Below are 22,056 nucleotides of genomic sequence, written 5' to 3' on the forward strand. Positions count from 1 at the left end.
CCGACGATGTTCTAGCGGGAGTTGCAAACGCATTTCCGGTTCGAACATATGCAGCGGAACGAAACCATGCTCCTCGTCAATTGGTGTCGGTGTTGGCCGAACGGCGGGTGTGGGTACCGCCTGCTGATACATATCATGCACCCTGACCGGGGCGCGCAGCGAGAAGATCACTTAGAAGCGAATAACGCGGATGATGCTGGCGATAGTTTTCCGGCCGCGGACGATGGCGGCAATTCGCTGGCCCAATTTGCGCTCGGCTGCGATGTCGGCATCGATGACGATATCGTCAGCCGCCGTCACGGGACGCATCGGGGGTGATGGTGCGTACCGAAGCTCATTGTGTCGGAGATACCGAGCGACGCAGCCGCCATGGGAGCAGCGATCTTGCCGTTTCGGCGGATGTTTTACTAGCTTCCGCGAACCTCGTTTCAATCACGCAGCGCGGTCTACCCCACGCGCGTGAGTGTCACGCGAAGACGTTTCCACCGCGAGCTGGAACATGCCGACGAGACCGCGTAGGCGTTGCGCCTCGTTCATGAGCAGTGCGCTTGCCGCATTGTTTTCCTCGACCATCGCGGCATTTTGCTGTGTTCCGTGATCGAGCATGTTGACGGCCGTGTTGATCTCGTTGAGGCCGACGGATTGTTCGCGAGCCGAAAGGGCAATCGCTTCGACTTGCGTGGTGATCGCTTCCACGCGGCCGGTGATTTCGGTCAGTCCTTCGCCGGTCTCACGGACGCAGCGAACGCCGTCTAGAACTTCTCGGTCAGACGTCTGGATCAGTTGCTTGATTTCTCGTGCGGCTTCCGCCGACCGTCCTGCCAGAGCGCGGACCTCCTGGGCAACCACCGCAAATCCTCGTCCTGCCTCCCCCGCCCTTGCCGCCTCGACGCCGGCGTTGAGCGCCAGGAGATTGGTCTGGAAGGCGATCTCGTCGATCACGCTGATGATTCCGCCGATTTTGGTCGACGAGATCTCGATGCGTGCCATGGCTTTCAACGCATTTGAAACGAGCACTGCTGTGCTTTCACTTGCGGCATTGGTTTCGCTGGCAATACGATGGGCGTCTTGCGATCGGCGCGACGCGTTGCCGACATTGGCAGTGATCTGTTCGAGCGCTGCCGCGGTCTCTTCGAGCGATGCGGCCTGCTGCTCGGTGCGGCGGGACAGATCGTCGGCGCTCGAGGCGATCTCGCGGCTTCCCCCCTCGATGGAAATGCTTGCATGGGCGATCGAGCTCATGACATCGGCCAACTGGGCGACTGTTGCATTGAGATCGCGGCGCAGATTTTCGAAGTCCGGCGCAAATGGCTCGGTCAGTTCGAAAGCGAGATCGCCGCTTGCCAAACGCCGCAGCCCTTCGGCGAGACCTCCGGTTGCATGGCTCAAGCGTGCCCTTGCCTCGGTCTCTGCCTCTCGTTGCAGGCGGACGCGTTCACCTTCCGCGTTGGCCCGTGCGGTCGCTGCTTCTTCTTCCAAACGACGGTTGGTGATCGCAGCCTCCCGAAACGTGTGCAGCGCGCCGGCCATGGCACCGAATTCGCTGCGAGATCCAAACGACGGGATCGCAAGATCCGTCTGTCCCTCGGCGAGTTCACCCATGGCACCGGTCATCGCCGCGACTGGCCGCGTAATGGACCGGCCGATAATCCAGACGCCGCCACCAAGCCCAACGATCGCCAGCAGAACCAGGCCGGCGACGACGGTAAGGTTGCGAGACGCGACTCTTTCATTTTCCACGAGGATAGTCTCGCGCTCCGTTTCGTAAGCTGCGCTGACAGCCTGCACCTGCGGCTCTAACGCAAGGTAGGCAGCTGCAACATCCTTGCGGGTCTGTGCTTCCCCAATGCTGGCTTCGGCGTAAAAGCGAAATGCCGATCGGTAAATTTCCAGGCCATCGAGCACCCGGCTGCGCTGCGCGCCTGGGCGGAAGGCGTTTTTCACAAGCGTCGCGAACGTCTCAGCCTCCTCTGTGTGTTTTTGCAGATATGAGGCATCGCCACGCAGTATGAAGTCTTTCTCATGACGCCGCAGCATCAACATGCTGGCGCGAATAGCGGTATCGTCGACGGAGTCCAGACGTCCCTCGATCGAATGAACCGCCGAGCGCATGGCGCCCTGCAAGCCATTGTCCTGATCGAGACCAAGGTCCTGATTGTTCTTCACAAGCGTATCAAACGCTGCTTCGTAGGCGGTCAGGCCAATGCTCAGTTGGTCGAGTTGGGCTGCGAGATCAGGAGTGGCGGAACGACGAAGGCTCGCCAGCACGCTACGACCTTCGGAAACGGCTGCCTTGAACTTTTCCGTGCTGGCCATCTCTTTTTCGAGCAGGAATGCCTGCTGGAACATGTAGCTGGCGCTCACGCTGGCCGACAGGCTTGCAACGTCGGCTTTGCTCTCGGCAAGCGCATCTGCAGCGGCACGATATCCGTGCTCGACGTGGCGCTGACCGATAAAGATGGCGCAGATCGTGATGATACCGACGAGCGCCATCGCCGCCAGGAGCATGACGCGCTGCGAGATTCGAAGATGGGCGAAGAGCAAAGGCTTAGACCTCAAAGGCAAGAAAACAGCGGCATCAATGCCCTTCGGCTCTTAAGCAAATGTCTACGGAGTGTGAATTTACTGTGACACAGCCGCGTGCGTGCCGGTGCGGCGCAGCTCACTTGCCCCCTCGGCTAGATTGCGGAAGAGGGCTTCAGCACACTGAAGCTGTGATCATTGTGGAGTGCGATAACACCCTCGTATTCAAGGGCATAGAGAGCGTTGAGTAGCTCGTGCCTGGAAAACTTCACTGTCGTCGGCGTGTTTGCGATCGTGCGAAACCGAATCTGCGACGGCGGCCTCAGCCGCAATCGTCGCAATAGATCCGATAAAGCATGCACAACTTCGAGATGGGTTCTCAACGACCGGGTCTCCAGGTAACACTCTCGATCAGCGCAACACGCGCCGAAGCGACAATGCTGTCTCCAGCTATCCCTGGTCTATTTCAGTTTTGTGACGCGGCTTGAGGAATAAGATGGCCTTGCCCAAGCAGTCGTCTGCGTAATCCTGGGCGGGCGTCCCCTGATGGACTTGAGAGCCATGATGGCTGCCCCGTGTGCGATCCTGACACGAGGTCTGTCCGATCCAGTTTGACACCAGGCCGGGCAGTCGTCAGGATCAATTTGCCCTGAACGACATTCGCACACCGTCGTCATCGGAACCGAACTTTCATCCGAAAAAGGAATCGTCCTCATGGGCAAGAAACTGAACAAGGTCTACGAGGCGCTCGTCAGTGGCGCAGCCGACGGTCTAACCGGCAAAGAACTCTATGCTCATGTCGTAGACGAATGCCCGAAGACATCGAGCAAACGCATTGTCAAAGCCTCCCTGTTTGCGTTGTCCGACCCGGACATCAAGGAGAGGGGTCTGCTGGAAGCGATCTACGCGCTTGCTATCGACTATCGCCTGTCCTCGCTGGGGGTCGATGAAGAAACTCAGGAGACAGATGACGAAAACAGTCCGGCTCCACTTGTTTCACAGGAACTGAGAAACCGGCTCGAAAGCACGGTTTCGATTATTCCGGCCATTCGAGAGGACGCGACATTACCCGAACCGTCTAAAGGCATCCATTGAGTGCAGATAGGCACCGCTCAATCCGACGCACTCAGCGTCCATCGGGCACGTCCGTCACAGCAATTTCCAAGGGCCTGATGGCCTCCAGTACGAATTCGATAGCGAGAATATCGACCTCGTTCTACTGTCCTACCCAGTCGGAACTGGCTATGCCTCGAACCTGACTGTCATCCACACGTCACATATTCGTGGAATCTGATCTTGACGATCGGAGGGCGATTACGTGCCGCATCTATGCCTCAACGCGATATCGAAGCACTTCGACCAGTTCACAGCGCTGGATAGCGTCTCGCTCGCGATTCCCGACGGAGCGTTTCTCGCCTTGCTTGGACCTTCAGGCTGCGGCAAGACCACTCTTCTGCGCCTGATCGCCGGGCTTGAGCATCCCGATCAAGGAGAGATCCGTTTCGACGATCAGTTAGTCGCCGGTGATGCCGTCTTTGTCCCACCGGAAAAGCGTCGCGTTGGCATGGTCTTTCAGTCGTATGCGCTCTGGCCGACGATGACCGTACGAAAAAATATCGAGTTCGGCTTGAAAGTCGCCGGGCTCACGGTTCAGGAGCGAAACCAACGCATCGATGAGGTTCTGGACGTCGTCGGGCTTCGGGGGCTGGATGGCCGCCGGCCGCACGAACTTTCGGGTGGACAGCGGCAAAGGGTAGCGCTTGCTCGCTCGCTCGCAACCAGACCGCAACTCATCCTGCTCGATGAACCGCTTGCCAATCTCGATGCCCATTTGCGTGAGGCCATGCTCGCGGAATTCCGCCGTATCCATAGTCTGACCGGCGCCACATTCGTATTCGTCACCCATGATCAGGACGAGGCGATGGCGGTTGCGACGCATGTCGCCGTCCTGGACCGGGGCCGGCTACAGCAGCTCGGTACGCCGGAAGAGCTTTACCGCCAGCCGTCTTCGAGCATGGTTGCCCGTTTTATCGGTCGGGGACGGACGCTGCCGGTGCAAGTGGTTGAGTCCGGAGCGGGTCGAACGAAGGTCATGCTCGGCCAGCAGCTCCTCGACATGCCGGGCGAGGCCCCGACAGGCTATGGCTGGCTGTGCTGTCATGCCTCCGATTTCAAGCGCGTGCCTGAGGGCGGCCACTTGCAGGTCGAGCTTCTGGGGCAGGTCTTTCAGAACGGCGTCTTTCTCAGCCACTGTCTGCCGACTGAGATTGACGGTGACGTCGTCAGCCTGCCGCTCGAGGAGCGGTTAGCGCCCGGCACATCGATCGAACTCGTCCTTACGGGCGGCTGGGTAATCGGCGACGGCGGAACAGGCCAAACCTGGGCCGGCCGTGTCACTGGTCGATCGTCAACCTGTCGTTCTGCCGTCATCTCTGTGAGCTAGGCGAAACAGCATCTGCCGAACCGGTGGCCGTCTCCCCATCGCCCGGGCGGGGCCGCGTTCAAAACAATCTGCCCTATCAACGAGGTTCTCATGTTCTTCCGCACGCTCGTCGCCACAACCATTCTTGCCGGCCTCGCCTTCCAGGCCGCGGCCGCAGACACGATCACCGTTTACACCTCGCAGCCGCAGGATCAGATGACCAAGGTCATCGAGACGTTCAACGCCGACCATCCAGAGATCAAGGTTGAACTCTTCCGTTCCGGCACGACCGAGGTCATGGCCAAGCTGCAGGCTGAATATGCCGCCGGCAACAGCCCGGCCGACGTCATCCTGATTGCTGATACCGTCGCTATGACGCAGCTGAAGAACGACGACCGCCTTCTGGCCTTTACCGACGCACCGGTTGCGGGCATAAACCCGGCCTTCATCGATGCCGACAAGACCTTTTTCGGCACCAAGGTGATCACCACAGGGATCATCTACAACACGAACCTCGTGAAGACCGCCCCGAAGAGCTGGAACGACCTGCTTGCCGCCGATGCGGCCAAGAGCCTTATCATGCCAAGCCCGCTCTATTCCGGTGCGGCCGTCATCCATGTCGGCACGGTAACGCAGCAGCCTGAATTCGGCTGGGCGTATTACGAAAAGCTGGCCGAGGCCGGCGCCGTTGCCGGCCAGGGCAATGGCACGGTTGTCGAAGCCGTTGCGCGCGGCGAAAAGGCCTACGGCATCATCATCGAATACATGGCCCTCAACGCCAAGAAGAAGGGTTCACCCGTCGACTTCGTCTTTCCCGCAGAAGGTGTAAGCTCGATCACCCAGCCAGTCGCCGTGCTCAAGGGGTCCGATCAGGTCGAGGCAGCCAAGACCTTCGTCGCCTGGCAGCTCTCCAAGGCAGCCCAGGTACAGGCCGCCGCCCAGGGCTATTTCCCGATCCTGCCCGGTGTCGCGCAGCCGGAAGGGTACCCGGCGCTTACCACACTGAAGATCCTGCCCGCCGATAGCGATGCCATGCTCAAGGCCGACAAGGAAACCAAGGAAAAGTTCGCGGAACTGTTTGGCGGTTGACCCTATGATCCGCAGACCCGTTATGGGCCGGCCGCATCGTTTGGGAGGCGAGCATCTGCTCGTCTCCCTTCTCGTTTTATACGTGTCCTTCACGACGCTATGGCCGCTCGCGCGGCTCTTTTCCGCCGCCTTCCAACCCGGCGAGGACGGCACGCCGCTCGGGCTGATGCTGACCACGCTCGCCAGTCGCTCGGCACTCAGGGCGCTCTCGGGAACGCTGCAGACCGCGCTTCTGTCCGTTGCCGTGTCGACTGTCATCGGCGTGGCGCTCGCCTTTGCCGTCAGCCTTTTGAAACTCCGCACCCGCGCCGCACTGACCTTTCTCATCCTGATCCCGCTGATCGTGCCGTCGCAAACCATGGCGCTTGCCTGGATTGAACTCTTTGGCGCGCAGTCGCCGATCCTGAAACCGCTCGGCCTTGCGCCACCGCCGGGCTCCACCAACCCGCTTTATTCAACCGGCGGGATCGCGCTTGTGATGGGCATCGAACACATGCCGCTGGTTTTCATTGCTGTCCGGGCGGCGCTGCGGGCACTGCCGGCCGACCTTGTCGAGGCCGCGCGCATCCTCGGTATTTCGCCAGGCAGGATCGGCCTCGGAATCGTCTTACCCATCGTCATGCCTTCGGTGCTGGCTGGAAGCTTGATCGCGTTCACCGCGGCGATCGGCAATTTCGGCGTGCCGGCACTTCTTGGCATTCCGGGCCGCATCTCGGTCCTGACAACTTTGATCTACCAACGGTTGAACGGCTTCGGCCCGGCCGCCGCCGGCCAAGTGGCGACACTCGCGCTGGTGCTCGCTGCCATGGCGGCGCTTGCCATCGTCCTGCGCAACATCGTCACGACCCGCATCGCCGTGCCGCTTCCGGCCGGGACACCCTTCGTGCCTACCCGCCGCGCGCCTGTATTCGAGTTCCTGCTGTGGATCGTGGTGCTCATCCTGTCGCTCGTGCCGCTCGCGGCGCTGACCATGACTGCGCTCTTGCCGGCCATCGGGGTGGCCTTCGGACCCGACACGATAAGCCTCGACCAGTTCCGCGCCGTGCTCGACAATCCGACCGTGCGAAGGGCTTTTGCCAATTCGCTGCTGCTCGCCGTGATCACGGCCGCAATTTCGATGCTGGTGGCCGTACCGCTGGCCTTTCTTTCTCAACGCCGTACAAATCCTGTGCTCCGGCTGCTTGATTTCGTCATCGAGGGGCCCTGGGTCGTTCCCGGCACTGTTGTCGCGCTCGGCATGATCCTCGCGTTCCTCAAGCCGCTGCCGCTGATCGGGCTGTCGCTCTACGGGACCATGGCGATCCTCGTCATCGCCTATCTCTCGCGCTTCCTGCCGCTGGTGCTCCGGCCCGTGGCCGCCGCCGCGCAATCAGCCGACCCCGCACTGGACGAGGCGGCTCGCATTACCGGCGCCGGTCTTAATCGCCGCATCCTCTCCATCTTCTTGCCCGGCGTGCTACCGGCCGCGGCTGCCGGGGCGATTCTGGTCGTGATGACGGCGCTCAACGAGCTGACGCTTTCGACACTGCTCTGGTCGTCGGGAAAGGAAACCATAGGTGTGATGATTTTTGCCCTGCAGTATGAAGGAAACTCGACTGGCGCAGCGGCAGTCGCAGTTCTCTCAACCCTCCTCGTGTTGAGCCTTGCCGGGGGAGCGACATTGATTGGCTCAAGCATGCCGAAGGGCACCCTGCCCTGGTTGGAGTGATTGAAGTACGGGGGTTTAAGCTTAGTTCCTAGCTTCGAAAATGCGGGGTAAAGGCGTGCCCTACCTTCAAAAAGCTAGGGAAAGAGATGACGGAACTTGACGTGCTATTGATCTGTTGTGAGTGTCCAATCGGAAATTAACGGAGCATTTCGTTGGCGACAGGCCTGATAGCACTACTCGACGATATCGCTGCAATAGCGAAGCTGGCTGCTACGTCGCTGGACGATGTTGCGGCCCAGACTGCAAAAGCAAGCGTCAAGGCTGCAGGCGTTGTTATCGACGACACGGCTGTAACCCCGACCTATGTCGTTGGGCTATCACCGGCCCGGGAGCTGCCGATAATTTTGCGCATCGCTCTGGGCTCGCTGCGCAACAAGCTGGTCTTCCTCCTGCCCATCTGCCTCCTGCTCGGCTACTTCGCCAACTGGCTGATCACCCCGCTGTTGATGATCGGCGGCCTGTACCTGTGCTTCGAAGGCGCTGAGAAAATATACGGTCTGCTGGCCCCCCACGCGCACGATGTGGGTGACTCGTCGACACCGGTTGACCCGGTCGCGCTCGAAGAACAGAAGGTCGCCGGGGCTATCCGCACGGACTTCATCCTATCCGCAGAGATCATGGCCCTGACGCTTGCCGATGTTGCGGATTCCAGCATCTATACCCAGGCTATGGTGCTCGCTGCCGTAGGAGTGCTGATAACGGTTGCCGTCTATGGCGTCGTGGCTTTCATCGTAAAGGCCGATGACATCGGATTGCACATGGCAAAGGCGGGATCTGGCACGGCACGGGTGATCGGCCGCAGCCTGGTCAAGGGTGTGCCGGTGTTTCTACAGATCCTGGCGGCCGTGGGCACTGCGGCCATGCTCTGGGTCGGCGGCAGTATCGTCGTCCACGGGCTGGATGGGCTCGGGCTGTCAACACCCGAGCATGTCATAGAAGGGGCATCCCATTTCATGACGACTACCATCGGGGTTGCTCCGGCTGTGGTCGGGTGGCTTACGACATCCTCGCTTCAGGCTTTGCTGGGCATCATCCTTGGCGCCATCGTCGTCATTGGCGTAACGGCCGTGCATGCGGTGCTCCCCTCGCGTCGCTCGGCGTAACGTCCGGTAACCCCTTCGGAAAGATCGAACGGGTGGCTCGCCCGCGGACTCACCGGACTGAGTGCAGGACATTGAGGATCAGCTCTATCGGTGTCCAGCGTGATAGCAGGAGCCGTCGCGATGCCGCTGGCCGTTTCGAGGTACGAAAAAGCCCGGGTTTTCTGGTCTGTAAGGTTTCGAACGTCGGCTTACGGACAGCCTCTCTCGCATCCCTATTGTATTCTTAAGGGCGCTGATTGCCGCCTTTCTGGCGTTGAGTTGAAGAACTGGTTCTGAGGGCAGAGAGCCGTGGCGGTTGAACCACGCAGCGCTCATCAGTCTTTCACCACTCCAAGCTGGCCTCATACCGACAGATCGTGGAGATCGCTCCTTATGGCCTCACCCACATCAAAGTCTGAAAAGCGCACGTTCAGCCCGCCGCGCTCCGGCGTACAGGCGGTCGGTCCAATGAGATAGCGATCCGCGGAAGGGAACGGCGCCAGGCGGAGAAGCGGCCATACCTTGCCGTCCGACGAGGCCTGTATCCTTGCCGCTCCGTTTTTGAGCGTGATCCGTATGATGAAGTCTTCCAATCCTTGAAACGGCTGCGAGACGGACCAGTCCGAGCTTCCGTTGGTGACAACCGTTGACAGAAAGCGCTCGCCGTCCGTAAACTCGACACCGGTCTTGATCCAGCGTGTCTCGTCAATCCGCAACATCAAACCCGCCTGGTCATACAGGGATCGGAACTCCCTGGACCCGGACCCGCGCTGTGAATCCTTCGCTGACCGAAACTCCAAGAAAATGTCCACTATCCCGCTCGAACCCGTAATGCGTCTTCTGCCAGAAGTCGGTCTTCTGGTCGGTCGTCATGGTAAGACGATCGGCCGAGACCTCCCAGTTCGCAGGCTCGTTGACCTAGGTTCCGTTCTCGAGATGGGTTCTCATCTATGCAGCCACTCCTTCGCCATCATCGCCATACGCATATCAGTCCTTGGCAAACACCGTAGCGGACTCTGAGGTGGAGACCATCGTGTTGTAGTCAGAGACAAGCCATTCGAGATCGTCGCCCGCGCCTTTGCGGGCGTCGCCTTTGGCCATTTCGAGTTTTTCGTCGAAATTGCGAAGCTTGGACAGGAGCGACGCCGGGCTGGACTCAAACACGTGGAATGAGTTGGGATGCTGGAGAGCGTAGTCGTCGAACTCCCGGACAGCCTGAGCGTAGTCGGCAAGCACTGATCTGAATGCAGGCATGGCGACCACGGGCTTTTCGTTTGTCGGCATCACGTCCATCACGGCCTCTGCCCGGAACATGACGTTTCGCACATGCCAGCGCGATTTCTTGCCCTTGGCCTTTTCGAGCGCGAGTAGCGATGCGCGGTCGAGCTTGACCTTTTCGGTCCTCATTGCGGCGTCCACTGTCTTCCGGCGTTCTTCATAGACGGGCGATAGGGCAGCAATGTCCTTATGGAACGCCTTACCGTCTGCCATCTTGTCCGACTTATAGTCCTGGCGCTCGTAATACTTGTTCGCCCGCTCGATGACGGGAGCCAGTTGCTGGTAGGTCTCGACATAGGCTGTCATGGCAGCGTCAAGCTCCGGCAGCTTTGGCTCTTCCTGAGCGGAAGCCAAGGCTTTGCCCGCCAACTCTCTCACGTCGTATAGAGAGTACATGCCATAGATGATGCGCTCCTTGCCGGTCGGGCCCTTCTTCATGTCGACCCAACTGTCGTAACGCTGTAGCGACTCGGACGCGCGCAGGGTTTGGTTGAGAAACTCGACGTACGTGTTCATCTTGCCCATCGCCGCGTCAGATACGGTGGCATCGGGTGGCGACTGGGCCTGTACGTGGCATGTCCCCAAAAGATATGGGACCGAACCCTGAAGGATCAGGACCAGAACCGAGGCGGTAACCGCCTTTGCGAGCGTCTTCATCGGATGCATTTCCCCATCGATCAGACAGCTATTTGTCGCGCTGGATCGCCAGATCAAGGCCAGGCTTGGATCGCGTCCATTCGCAGGACTGCGGCTTTGGTCAATGAGCCGCCAACCTTCACGCCGCTGCTGTATCCGGCTCTGATACTCAAGCCTCTCAGCATGCCGCAGCACGAGACGGAGAGACGCAACAAAATGGTCGCGTGTTGACTACCTCGTCAATTTTCACTATTCTGTATCTGTTCATTATGCTGAACTTTTGAAGATAGAGGTTATCGTGAGCGGTCGTGGTGTCGAGCGTGTTTTGGATATGATCGAGTGGTTTGCGGCTTCACCGGAGGGCGCGAGCCTTTCAGAGATCGCGGCTGCACTTGCCATGCCCAAGTCGAGCGCGCTTCTCATGCTGCAATCGCTGGCCGAGCGCGGCTACATCCACCGACTGGGCAGCGGTGAGTACCAACTCATCAGGCTCCCGGGTGAGATCTCTGCAGACGGTCCAAACTACGGGGCGCTGATTGCGCTTGTGTCACCTTATCTCTTGAATGCCGTCCAAGAGACGGGGGAGAGCGGGTTCATCGCCGTGCTGGAAGGTCCATCGATCCGCTATCTCAACAAAGTGCTACCCAAGCGAGAGATCCTTTACGATCGCGACATCGTGCCGACGCGTCCAGCACACAAGGTTGCGAGCGGCGTCGTTCTCTTGGCATCGGGCAGCGATGCGGATGTGGAAGCCTATGCGGAAGCGTCGTCTCTGTCCGAGGATGAGCGGTCGAAACTTCAAGAAGCCATCGCCAGTGCGCGCGCATCAGGTTTTTACGTCAATGAGATGGGTGTCGTTGAAGGTGCTGCCGGTGCTGCCGCGCCGATCATTGCTGCAAATGGCAAAGCCATCGCTGCTTTCAATATATCCGGCCCGCAAGGGCGCTTCATTCAAAATTCCGACCGCATCAGTCACGTGGTCAGGGAAACTGCAGTCGCGATTACCGAGGAGTTGGCGCGCCGCAGTCGTCGTTTATCCAAAGGGAGGTAAGGAATGAAATTTGTAACATTTTCGGCCGTGGCCGGGCTTTTGGCCGGCATTGCCGGTTTCGCGCAGGCTCAGGATGCCCCAGCCGGTTATCCCGCTGATTACTCGAAGATCATCGAAGGCTCGCGCTCCGAAAAGGGCCTGATGATCTATTCCAACATGGCCGACAACAACTGGCAGCCGCTCATCAAGGGCTTTAACGCAAAGTATCCTTGGGTGAAGATCGAGACTGTCGATCTGGGGTCAGGCACTGTCCATTCGCGCTGGGAAGCCGAAAAAGGCTCGAGCGCCCGCACCGCCGACGTGCTGGTCTCTGGCGCCAACGACCGCTGGGCATCCTACGGCAAAGACGGCCTGATGGAGGATTACAAGAGCCCCGAGATCGCCAAGCTCCCGGAATTCGCCCACCCCTATCCCGGCGTGAATGTGCTTTCCACCGATCCGCTGGTCATCACGTACAATGCCGCTCTTCTGCCGGAAGATCAGCGCCCGAAAGGTTTCGCCTCACTGGTTGAAGACGCCGTTGCCGATCCGGATACGTTCAAGGAAAAGATTACCACCTACGATGCGGCCCGCAACAGCTTCGGCCTTACCGCATGGTGGGCCTATATGGACAAGAAAGGTGAAGCCGGCTGGGCCGGACTTCGCAAGATCGGTCCGATGATCCGCGGCGAAACCTCGGGCGGTCCGATGAACGAGAAGATCACCACCGGCGAATATCTCATGGGCATTGCCGTTTCCGGCATCACCATCTTCCCGCGCCTCGAACAGCCGGGTGGCGAAATCCTCGGCTTTGCCTTTCCAGACGACGGCACGATCATGATGCTGCGCGGCATGGGTATTCCGAAGGGCGCGGCTAATCCGAACTCAGCAAAACTCTTCGTCGATTATGCGCTGAGCCAGGATGGCCAGACTCAGGTCGGCAAGGGCGGTCTTGTGCCTTATCGCGAGGACGTTCCAGAGGACCAGGTTCGCTACACGTTTCAGAAGATAAGCGAAATCGTCGGCAAGGATAATGTGATCACGGCCGGTTTCGACCAGCGCTTGATTACGGAAGCCGGTCCCTTCGTCGCAAAGTGGAACGCTGCGATCGCCGGCAAGTAAGCCGAGCCAAAGGGCCGACTGGTCGTCGGCCCTTCCATCAACCCTGACAGGAAATATCGATGACGGATATCAGCCACCCCGGCACGGCCGGACGGGGGATAGACCGATCGCGTGCGATCTACTGGGGCGTTGCGGCGCTGACGACGATCCTCGTATTCGGTCCGATCACCCCGATTGTCTTCCAGGCCTTCCTCGACAAGCCGCTCTACGACGATACGGCTGTCATGACGGTCGGCAATTTCAGCCGCCTGTTTAGCGAACCGGGCATAGCCGGCGTCTTCTTCAACACCCTTTATTTCGGTGCGTTGACGATGGTCGTCGCGCAGGTCTTCGGTGCTGTCATGGCGGTGCTCGTCGGTCGTACCAACCTGCCGGGTCGCAAGTGGCTGGGCGAGATCTTTATCTGGCCGCTGTTCGTCTCGAACCTCGTCATCGCCTTCGGCTGGTTCACCATGTACGGACCGTCAGGCTTCATGACGCTGGCGGCGAAAACCTATCTCGGCGGTGCGCCTTGGAATCTCTACAGTGTCACTGGCATGGGTATCGTCGCAGGTCTCAGCCAGGCGCCGCTCACCTATCTCATGTGTCTTGCCGCCGTCACAAAGGCCGACCCGCTGCTCGAAGATGCGGCGCGCTCGACCGGAGCTGGTCCCTTCCGAGCCCTGTTTTCGGTCACCATCCCAATGATCCGTCCCGCGATCATCTATTCGGCCGTGCTGAACTTCGTCGTTGGCATCGAGATGTTGGCCATCCCGCTGCTGTTCGGCGGTCCGTCTGGAATTCAGACGGTCACGACCTTTCTCTATAACGCCGGCATCAACGCTGCGGTACGGCCAGAATACGGAATTGTGGGCGCGGCTGCCGTCATCCTACTGGTCGTCGTTGCCTTGCTTGTCTGGTTACAGGGCTTTCTGATGAAAGGCGCTGGCCGCTTCGTCACCGTGCGCGGCAAGGCAAGCCGTCCCTCGACGCTCGATCTCGGTGCCTGGCGCTGGCCGGCGTTCCTGTTCGTCTTCGCATTCGCATTCCTGACGATCATTTCAATCTTCGGAGGCATTTTTCTGCGCTCGGCGGTGAGCTTCCTCACACCGCTCATACCAGTCTGGAAGGTGATGACGACCGCCAATTTCGAGCAGGTTCTTGGCTCGGCCACCTACGTGCGCTCGATCGTCAATTCCGTTCTGGTCGCGACGATCGGTGCTGCGATCGGCACATTCTTCATTCTGGTCATCGCGTTGGTCGCCCGCCGGTCGGATTTCAAGCATAGCCGGGCGCTAGAATATATCGCGCTCTTCCCGCGCGCGCTTCCCGGCATCATCGCTGGCCTCGGGTTCTTCTACGCAGTTATCTGGCTGCCCGGAGCAGACGTCATCCGCGGCACGATCGCGGTGCTGATCCTTGCTTTCATGATCCGCTATATTCCGGTCGGCTTTGGTGCCATCGCGCCGGCGCTTGCTCAGGTCGGTGAGGAACTCGACCGCGGCGCGCGCATTTCCGGCGCCGACTGGTGGACGACCGTGACACGCATCATTGTGCCGATCCTCAAGCCCGCGCTGTTCAGCTGCTATGCGTTGCTGTTCATCCACTTCTTCAAGGAATACGTGACGGCGGCCTTCCTCTATCAACCGGGGTCCGAAATCATCGGCACCACCATGCTGCAGCTTGTCGCTCAAGGTGACAACGGCCCGGTCTCCGCCCTCGCAACCATACAAGTCGTCATTACCGCCGCGTTCGTGATCATCGCTCGCCGCGTCATGGGAGCCAAAATCTATGGCTGATCTCGTCCTTCAGAACCTGACCATCAAGTACGGCGCCGTCACGGCTGTCGACAACCTCAACATCCATGTTCAATCCGGAGAGTTTCTGACGTTGCTCGGGCCGTCCGGCTGCGGCAAGTCGACCTCGCTGTTCGCGGTCGCCGGTCTCAACCATGCTACGTCAGGAACGATCCGCATCGGCGACCGAATCCTGTTCGATGGCAACGCCAAAAACACGGTGCCGCCGGAGAAGCGCAATATTGGTCTGGTATTCCAGTCCTACGCACTGTGGCCACACAAGACCGTGGCCGAGAACCTCGCTTTTCCTCTGACGCTCCGAAAGATTGGAAGAGCCGAGCGTGACGAGCGCATCCGGGAATCGCTCGGCCTCGTGGAAATGCTTCCCTATGCGGACCGCTTTCCGTTCGAACTTTCCGGTGGCCAGCAGCAGCGCGTCGCACTTGCTCGAGCCCTCGTCTACCGCCCGCCGCTTCTGCTCCTCGACGAGCCGCTTTCCAACCTCGATGCCAAACTGCGCGAGCGTGCCCGCGTCTGGCTCCGAGAGCTGCAGGAACGATTGAAGGTCACCACCATCTACGTCACCCACGACCAGGCAGAGGCACTGGCCGTTTCCGACCGGATTGCGGTGATGAGCATGGGACGGATGCGCCAGCTCGGCACGCCGCGCGAAATCTACGAGCGACCAGCCGACAGCTTTGTCGCGGACTTTATTGGCTCGTCTAACTTTTTCGACGGAACGATGGTCGAGAACGGTGCCGACAAAGCCCGCATCCGCTTGGCCGATGGCAGCGAGCTCGTCACGCCCCCCGGTGCCGCAGGCAAGGACGGTTCCGTCGTCGTTGCCATCCGCCCTGAAAAGATCGAGCTCACGAACGAGACTGGCCCGAACACGATGCGGGTGTCGATCGATCAGCGGACCTATCTCGGCTCGGTCTGGCAATATGCAGTCCGGTCGGGCCCGATCGAGTTCCGGGTTCAGACGCCTTCAGAGCTGAAGCAGGATTCGATCCTCGTGCGCATTCCTCAGGAACATTGCGCCGTCTTCCCCGACAAGCCCGGCGCGAATTGAGGTTTTCATGGCAGAGACGAAAACAACCGTCCGGTTTCAGCCGGAACAAAAGGGCCCGCTGCACGGTATCCGGGTCATTGACCTCAGCCGCGTGGTTGCCGGAAACATGCTGTCGGTGCAGCTCGGCGATTTCGGCGCCGACGTCGTCAAGGTGGAGCCGCCACAGGGTGATGCGCTGCGCGAATGGCGCGACCATGGCCATTCGCTTCACTGGAAAACCTATGGCCGCAACAAGCGCTCGATCGCGCTCAACCTGCGTCAGCCGCAGGCGCTGAAAACCTTGAAGAAGCTGCTGGAAACGGCGGATGTTTTCATCGAGAACTTTCGGCCAGGCACGCTGGAGGAAATGGGGCTTTCGCCGCAACGCCTCCTGGAAATCAACCCGGGGCTTATCATCGTGCGGATCTCGGGCTTTGGCCAGACCGGCCCCTATGCCAAGCTGCCCGGCTTCGGCACGTTGGTCGAGGCGATGAGCGGCTTTGCCTCGCGCACCGGTTTTCCGGATCGCGAACCGGTACTGCCACCTTTGGCGCTGGCGGACATGATCTCAGGACTGACGGGTGCCAATGCCGTAATGATGGCGCTGTTTGCCCGCGAACGCGGTGACGCCGAAGGTCAGGTGATCGATCTTTCCCTGCTGGAGCCGATCTTCGCCTCGCTCGGGCCGGAAGCATCGATCTATAACGTCACTGGCAAGGTCAAGCAGCGCTCCGGCTCAGGCTCCAATACGGTCTCACCCCGCAACGTCTATCTGTGCAGCGACGGCAAATATGTGGCGCTTTCGGGATCGACCCAGGTCATCGCGATGCGGATTTTCGACATTGTCGGCCGCCCGGAGATGAAGGACGATCCGCGGTTTTCGACCAATGTCGAACGTGTCCGCCATCGCGAGCTGGTGGATGAAGCACTCGGCGCGTGGTTCGTCACCCGCACCCGCGACGATGCGTTGAAAGCCATGCGTGCCGCTGGCGCAACCGTTGGTCCGGTCTATGACATTGCCGATATCAGCACAGACCCGCATTTTGCCGAGCGGCAAATCGTCGTGGATGTGGAAGATGCCGATCTCGGCAGCATTCCGCAACACAACATCTTTCCGCGCTTCTCGACGACTCCAGGGGGCTTTCGTCATCCGGCACCGGGCATCGGAGAACAGACCGAAGAAATCCTTGCCGAGATCGGCATGACCTTGGCTGACCTGGAGGACAAGGCATGATCTCGTCACTCCTCTACGTACCGGGCAACGCGCCCCGTTTTCTGGAAAAGGCCGGTCAGCGCGGGGCCGATGCCGTTATCGTCGATCTTGAAGATGCCGTACCCGAGGCAGCCAAGACCGAAGCCCGAGATGGATTGGCGAGATGGGTACCGGCGATCAAGAAGGCCGGCGGCCGGGTGTTCGTGCGCGTCAACCACTCTGAGCGGCTGATCGAGGACGCGATCGCCGCGACGCAAGCCGGTGCCGACGGACTTTACGTCCCGAAGGTCTGCAGCCCCGATGTTCTCGACCGTTTGGCGAAGAGCCTCGAAAACCACGAAAAGGATCGCTCGCCGATAGCCTTCGTGCCGCTAATAGAGGACATGCAGGGCCTGTTCGAGGTTCGGTCCATTGCCAAGGGGCCGCGCGTCATGGCCCTTGCCTGCGGCGGCGAGGATCTTGCGACCGCCATGGATGCGAAGCCGACGCCGGAGGTGCTGCGTTATCCCAAGCTCATGATCCATTACGCGGCCAAGGAGGCCGGCGTGCTGTCTCTCGGGCTTCTCAGAACCATCGCGGATTTCGCAGACAAGGAGGCCCTTCGCGCCGCCGTACTGGAGGCGCGTGACTTCGGTTTTGACGGGGCAAGCTGCATTCACCCTTCCGTCGTTCCTATCCTCAACGAAGGTTTCGCGCCAAGTCCGCAGGAGGTCGCCTGGGCGCTGAAAGTCGTTGCGGCTAACGAGAGAGAGGCGGCCGCTGGACGAGGCGCCTTCATGCTGGACGGCAAGTTTATCGACGCACCGATCGTCACGCGCGCCGAAAATCTAATTCGCAAATCGCAGAAAGGACGCGCTAGCTGATGATCCATGACATCATCCAAGGGGTCGAGCACGGCATGCGTGGCCGACGCATCCTTGTGAGCCACAACCAGATCGCTGAAAAGGCGATCAGACTGTTGAATGCGCATGATATCGACGTGTTCTTCTCGCCACCCTACGATCCGTCCGATGTGGTGGCCAAGCGCGCCGCCGATCTCAAGATTGACGGACTGATGGTGCGCCAAGGCCGCATCGACGAAGCGGTGATTTCCGCTTCTCCCAATCTCAAGGTCATCGCCAAGCATGGCGTCGGTGTCGACAATGTCGATATCACCGCCGCCGCCAAGCTTGGCATCCCCGTGCTTCGGGCGATGGGCTCGAATTCGCGTGCCGTCGCCGAGCACACGATCGCGCTGGTGCTCAGTCTGATCAAGGAAATACTGCCGCTCGATCGCGCCGTGAAAAGCGGTGAATGGCCGAAGCCGACATTTATCGGCAAGGATTTCCTAGGCGCCACGATAGGTCTTGTCGGTTACGGCGGGATCGGTCGCGAGACGGCACGCATGGCCGAATCTCTTGGCATGGAAGTCGTGGTCTATGACCCTTTCGCGCCGGACGCAGCAGAAGCCGATGGTTTCGCAACTTCAGACGATATCGACGCCATGCTGCCGGCGCTGGACATTCTCAGCATTCACTGCCCGCTGACCGCGGCAACACGCGATCTGATCGACGCGAGGAGGCTCGCAATGATGAAGAATTCCGCGGTTCTGGTGAACACGGCACGCGGCGGCATTGTCAACGAAGCGGCACTTGCAGAGGCTCTTGCCGCTGGGACTGTCGCAGGCGCCGCTCTCGACAGTTTCGCCACCGAGCCGCCGGCGGCCGACAACCCGCTCTGGACCTTCAACACGCTGATCGCAACGCCACACATCGGCGGTGTCACATATGGCTCCGCCGATGCGATGGCGATCATCGCCGCGCATCACATTATCAGCGTTCTCGACGGCAATGCGCCGGACGAACGCTCGATTGCACGCCCAACCGAACTTTCTGCTTGAGGTATTCATGACGTACGGATTTCGCATCAAACTAAACTGGGACCGCGTCGAGCCGGCGCTTGTCCAGTCCTTCCGAAGCCTTCCCGTTGCCAATGTGAGCGATTCTATGTCGCGCATCTGTGCGCTCGGCACAGGATTGCGGCCGATGCATAAGTCGGGCAACCTTGCAGGTCCGGCGCTGACCGTCCGGACCCGGCCGGGTGACAACCTGATGCTGCACAAGGCAATCGACATGGCTCAGCCAGGCGACGTAATCGTCGTTGATGCTGCCGCGGATTTGGCCAATTCGTTGATGGGCGAGCTGATGCTTGCCCATGCCATCCGGCGCGGCGTGGCCGGCTTCGTGCTGAACGGCGCCATCCGCGACGCCGAAGCCTTTTTGGAACGGAACATTCCAACTTTCGCCGTCGGCGTGACCCATCGAGGCCCCTATCGCACCGGCCCTGGAGAAATCGGTCTTCCGATTGCGATCAACGGCACCGTCATAGAACCGGGCGACCTAATCCTTGGCGATCTCGACGGCGTCGTCAGCGTGCCGAAGGTCGATGCGCATGATATTTTGACGGCCACGATCAAGAAGCACGACGCCGAAACCAAGCAGATGGCCGAGACCGAAGCTGGTACAGTCAACCGCGACTGGGTTGACAAGGTACTGAAGGAAGCCGGCTGCGAGTATATCGAGTGATGTGACGGAGCCATGGAGACAAGCGTCTCTCACTGTCACTTCGTCCATCGCGGCCACGATGACACGAGCACGCGGCTGGGGGTGTCTTGGCGGCTGCAGATCAAGCGAAAGATGTCGTGACAGCTGGAAGCTTCTTTTCACCAACCAGCACGGATCAGCCTCATACAAAAGCCGCCGAAAGGATTTCTTCGGCGGCTTTTACGGTTCACTCTCTGCGTGTGCTTTCGGCCGTTAGCCGGGGGGATGCCGTGAAGCTTATGCCACGCGTCTGGAGAAGGACGAGGTCACTCGGGTCATCAACCGGTTCGAAGGAGCTGGAGAGTCGCCGGATTGATGCGAGTGGTGAATGCCACCTGCCACTGATCCTGTCTCGAACATACCAACGAGCTGGAAGAGCGTTTCGGCTTCTCTCGCGAGAGAATGGCTCGCTGCGGTGGATTCTTCCACCATAGCGGCATTCTGCTGCGTCCCCTGATCCATCAACGAGACGGCATGGTTGATTTCCTTGATACCCGTAGACTGTTCGCGCGAAGCTTCCACGATCGAGAGGACGTTCACGCTGATTGCCTTGACCTGATCGACGATCTGCCCAAGCGCCTCGCCCGTTTCGCCGACAAGGGAAACGCCGCTTCTGACATGTTCACCGGATTTGGCGATCAGGCTCTTGATGTCCTTGGCGGCGCTTGCGGACCGTTGCGCAAGTTCGCGAACTTCCTGCGCGACGACTGCAAAGCCCTTGCCGGCGTCACCTGCCCGGGCCGCTTCCACGCCCGCATTCAGTGCCAGAAGATTGGTCTGGAACGCGATTTCGTCGATGACGCCGATGATGGTGGAGATCTCGTTGGATGACGCTTCGATCGCATTCATTGCGTTGATTGCGTTCGTCACCACGAGGCCCGAGTGCTCGGCGTTCTTGCGCGTTTCACTGACCAGGCGACCTGCTTCTTCTGCGCGACGCGTCGTGTCGGCAACCGTGGTGGTGATCTGCTCAAGGGCTGCTGCGGTCTCCTCGACAGATGCTGCCTGCTGTTCGGTGCGCCTTGCAAGGTCGTCAGCCGCGGAGCGGATCTGGTTCGAACCGGCCGAGATCGCCTGCGCGTTGCCGCTGACGTCCACGATCGCATCTTCGAGACGCTCGATCGCACCGTTAAAGTCGACGCGGATCTTGTCGAGGCGTTCTGCAAACGCCTGGTCGATCCGATGGTTCAGCTTGCCATTCGCCATGGCACCGAGGCCAACGGCGAGCGTATCGACTGCGAACTGCACTTCGGCTGCTTCTTCCGCCTGACGCTCGTGCTGCTCGAGGCGCTGACGTTCGGACATCGAACGGTTAGCCTGCGCTTCCGCTTCCATGCGCAAGGTGTCCTGCGCGTTCTGCTTGAAGACGGCAACAGACTTGACCATGTCGCCGATTTCGCTTCGATCTGCAATGGCATCGATTTCAGCCTGTGCGTTGCCGGCCGCGAGCTCACGCATCGTCTGCACGATCCGCGTGACGGGACGGGTGATGGAGCGGGTGACGATGGTCGCGAGAACAGCAACGACCGCCAGAACGCCCAGCGAGGTGAAGACCGAAATCAGGAAATTCCTGTGCTGAACCGCAGCCGAAGCGGACGCATAATCCTTTAGCTCCAGACCGGTCTGGTCTTCCACTGTCTTCAGCGCGTTGATGCGGTTGGTCGAAGCCTTATACCAGTCTTCACCGGAAATTCCACCCATCTGTCCGCCGAACGGAGCCTTCAGCGCGACGCTGCGCTGCTTCTCGACAAGCTGACCGGCATCACTCGCAAGGGCCGTCTGAAGCGCGGCACGCTGCGGTGCGCCTGCATAGCTGTTGAAATCCGCAAAGTAGACGTTCTGCATGACGCCAAACTTCACGAACTGCTGATATCCTTCCGGCGAGAAACTACCGGCCGCGAATGCTGCAGTGCCGATCATGCGTTCCTGACCAGCGCGTTCCTTACCCTGCAGAAGAGCCGAGTAGGCAACAATCCGGTTTGAGATCGTGCTGTCGCTGGTGAGCGAACTCATGGATCCGATCAGTTTGATGAGGCTACCGATCGTATCCTCGAAATAGGACGCAATATCAGGCACGCCTGCCTTTAACGCCGTAACCTCGTCACGCATTGTCTTGAGCTGGTCGAGCTTGGCTTGGGCCGAGAGCGCAAGCTGCTGCAATTCAGGGCCACCCGGAGCTTCGCTCGTCGTCAGGTTCAAGGCCTTGAAACTGGCGAGTGCTGCATCCGCTGCGAGACGCTGCTTCTCCAGGAGCGACCCGAACTCACCGAGGCCCTTGGCACCGACGAAACCAGCGGAAGCACCGCGCTCCTTCTGGATTTCATGGATGGCTGAGCCGATAACGGGCGCCATCGAAGAAATTTCGGCGACAGATTGCGCTTCCGAAGCCTGCTCAAGGCGCTTCATATTGTCCTGTACAACAGCAGCGATCAACGCAATGGTCGGGATCGACGCTACAAGAACGACACGCGTCCTTATTTTCAAATTTCCAAAAAACCTCACGTAGGCCTCGATATCTTGCTGAATGAGCTGCAGGAAAACTGCC

At 59.8% G+C, this 22,056-nt stretch carries 17 protein-coding genes and 1 pseudogene; 13 read left to right on the plus strand and 5 right to left on the minus strand.

Annotated elements, in window-relative coordinates; genetic code table 11:
• Window positions 1–171: 171 nt before the first annotated feature.
• Together ACQY1K_RS19425 and ACQY1K_RS19430 are read right to left on the minus strand one after the other, a co-directional pair.
• On the minus strand, window positions 172–300 hold the full coding sequence (locus ACQY1K_RS19425; protein WP_430260344.1) for a hypothetical protein: 129 nt from the start codon (window positions 298–300) through the stop codon (window positions 172–174).
• A gap of 132 nt (window positions 301–432) precedes the next feature.
• A complete protein-coding gene (locus ACQY1K_RS19430) occupies window positions 433–2,508 on the minus strand; it encodes a methyl-accepting chemotaxis protein (protein WP_430260346.1) in 2,076 nt (691 codons plus the stop codon).
• A 729-nt stretch (window positions 2,509–3,237) separates the two neighbouring features.
• Between ACQY1K_RS19430 and ACQY1K_RS19435 the strand changes: the two genes are divergently transcribed.
• The 5 genes from ACQY1K_RS19435 (at window position 3,238) to ACQY1K_RS19455 (ending at window position 8,845) form a co-directional block, all read left to right on the plus strand.
• Window positions 3,238–3,618 (plus strand): hypothetical protein, encoded by a 381-nt coding sequence (locus ACQY1K_RS19435; RefSeq protein ID WP_174197535.1) that lies wholly within the window; start codon window positions 3,238–3,240, stop codon window positions 3,616–3,618.
• A gap of 223 nt (window positions 3,619–3,841) precedes the next feature.
• The gene (locus ACQY1K_RS19440; protein ID WP_430260348.1) at window positions 3,842–4,966 is read left to right on the plus strand and encodes an ABC transporter ATP-binding protein; all 1,125 of its coding nucleotides are present in this window, start codon (window positions 3,842–3,844) and stop codon (window positions 4,964–4,966) included.
• 90 nt (window positions 4,967–5,056) lie between these two features.
• Window positions 5,057–6,034, plus strand: a complete 978-nt coding sequence (locus ACQY1K_RS19445) for an ABC transporter substrate-binding protein (protein ID WP_430260350.1) — start codon at window positions 5,057–5,059, stop codon at window positions 6,032–6,034.
• 4 nt (window positions 6,035–6,038) lie between these two features.
• The gene (locus ACQY1K_RS19450) at window positions 6,039–7,742 is read left to right on the plus strand and encodes an ABC transporter permease (protein WP_430260352.1); all 1,704 of its coding nucleotides are present in this window, start codon (window positions 6,039–6,041) and stop codon (window positions 7,740–7,742) included.
• 152 nt (window positions 7,743–7,894) lie between these two features.
• Window positions 7,895–8,845, plus strand: coding sequence for a DUF808 domain-containing protein (locus ACQY1K_RS19455; protein WP_092665391.1), 951 nt, complete (start codon window positions 7,895–7,897; stop codon window positions 8,843–8,845).
• Window positions 8,846–9,186: 341 nt separating this feature from the next.
• Here ACQY1K_RS19455 and ACQY1K_RS19460 read toward each other — a convergent pair.
• Together ACQY1K_RS19460 and ACQY1K_RS19465 are read right to left on the minus strand one after the other, a co-directional pair.
• Window positions 9,187–9,742 (minus strand): annotated as a pseudogene (locus ACQY1K_RS19460) (DUF1349 domain-containing protein); the annotation flags it as partial.
• Window positions 9,743–9,811: 69 nt separating this feature from the next.
• Entirely contained in the window at window positions 9,812–10,759 is a 948-nt protein-coding gene (locus ACQY1K_RS19465; RefSeq protein WP_430260354.1) for a YiiG family protein, read from the minus strand.
• Between the two features lie 277 nt (window positions 10,760–11,036).
• Here ACQY1K_RS19465 and ACQY1K_RS19470 point away from each other — a divergent pair, with 277 nt between their 5' ends.
• The 8 genes from ACQY1K_RS19470 to ACQY1K_RS19505 are packed head-to-tail and all read left to right on the plus strand — an operon-like array spanning window position 11,037 to window position 19,493.
• Window positions 11,037–11,789: an IclR family transcriptional regulator gene (locus ACQY1K_RS19470; RefSeq protein ID WP_430260356.1), complete on the plus strand. Its 753-nt coding sequence runs from the start codon at window positions 11,037–11,039 to the stop codon at window positions 11,787–11,789.
• Between the two features lie 3 nt (window positions 11,790–11,792).
• The gene (locus tag ACQY1K_RS19475; protein ID WP_430260358.1) at window positions 11,793–12,890 is read left to right on the plus strand and encodes an ABC transporter substrate-binding protein; all 1,098 of its coding nucleotides are present in this window, start codon (window positions 11,793–11,795) and stop codon (window positions 12,888–12,890) included.
• 59 nt (window positions 12,891–12,949) lie between these two features.
• On the plus strand, window positions 12,950–14,668 hold the full coding sequence (locus ACQY1K_RS19480; protein ID WP_062576981.1) for an ABC transporter permease: 1,719 nt from the start codon (window positions 12,950–12,952) through the stop codon (window positions 14,666–14,668).
• The gene (locus ACQY1K_RS19485) at window positions 14,661–15,737 is read left to right on the plus strand and encodes an ABC transporter ATP-binding protein (RefSeq protein WP_062576983.1); all 1,077 of its coding nucleotides are present in this window, start codon (window positions 14,661–14,663) and stop codon (window positions 15,735–15,737) included. Before ACQY1K_RS19480 ends, ACQY1K_RS19485 begins: the two co-directional genes overlap by 8 nt.
• Before the next feature lie 7 nt (window positions 15,738–15,744).
• Window positions 15,745–16,950 carry a CaiB/BaiF CoA transferase family protein gene (locus tag ACQY1K_RS19490; protein ID WP_430260361.1) on the plus strand — a complete coding sequence of 402 codons (1,206 nt, stop codon included), beginning with the start codon at window positions 15,745–15,747 and terminating at the stop codon, window positions 16,948–16,950.
• Entirely contained in the window at window positions 16,947–17,792 is an 846-nt protein-coding gene (locus tag ACQY1K_RS19495) for an HpcH/HpaI aldolase/citrate lyase family protein (protein WP_192078861.1), read from the plus strand. Before ACQY1K_RS19490 ends, ACQY1K_RS19495 begins: the two co-directional genes overlap by 4 nt.
• Complete coding sequence (locus tag ACQY1K_RS19500) at window positions 17,792–18,808, plus strand: hydroxyacid dehydrogenase (RefSeq protein WP_430241594.1); 1,017 nt, start codon at window positions 17,792–17,794, stop codon at window positions 18,806–18,808. Before ACQY1K_RS19495 ends, ACQY1K_RS19500 begins: the two co-directional genes overlap by 1 nt.
• A 7-nt stretch (window positions 18,809–18,815) precedes the next feature.
• The gene (locus ACQY1K_RS19505; RefSeq protein WP_092665070.1) at window positions 18,816–19,493 is read left to right on the plus strand and encodes an RraA family protein; all 678 of its coding nucleotides are present in this window, start codon (window positions 18,816–18,818) and stop codon (window positions 19,491–19,493) included.
• Window positions 19,494–19,748: 255 nt separating this feature from the next.
• Here ACQY1K_RS19505 and ACQY1K_RS19510 read toward each other — a convergent pair whose 3' ends face one another.
• The gene (locus ACQY1K_RS19510) at window positions 19,749–21,917 is read right to left on the minus strand and encodes a methyl-accepting chemotaxis protein (RefSeq protein WP_246454166.1); all 2,169 of its coding nucleotides are present in this window, start codon (window positions 21,915–21,917) and stop codon (window positions 19,749–19,751) included.
• Between the last annotated feature and the right edge of the window lie 139 nt (window positions 21,918–22,056).

Source organism: Neorhizobium sp. IRS_2294, from assembly GCF_050500145.1.
GTDB lineage: Bacteria > Pseudomonadota > Alphaproteobacteria > Rhizobiales > Rhizobiaceae > Neorhizobium > Neorhizobium soli.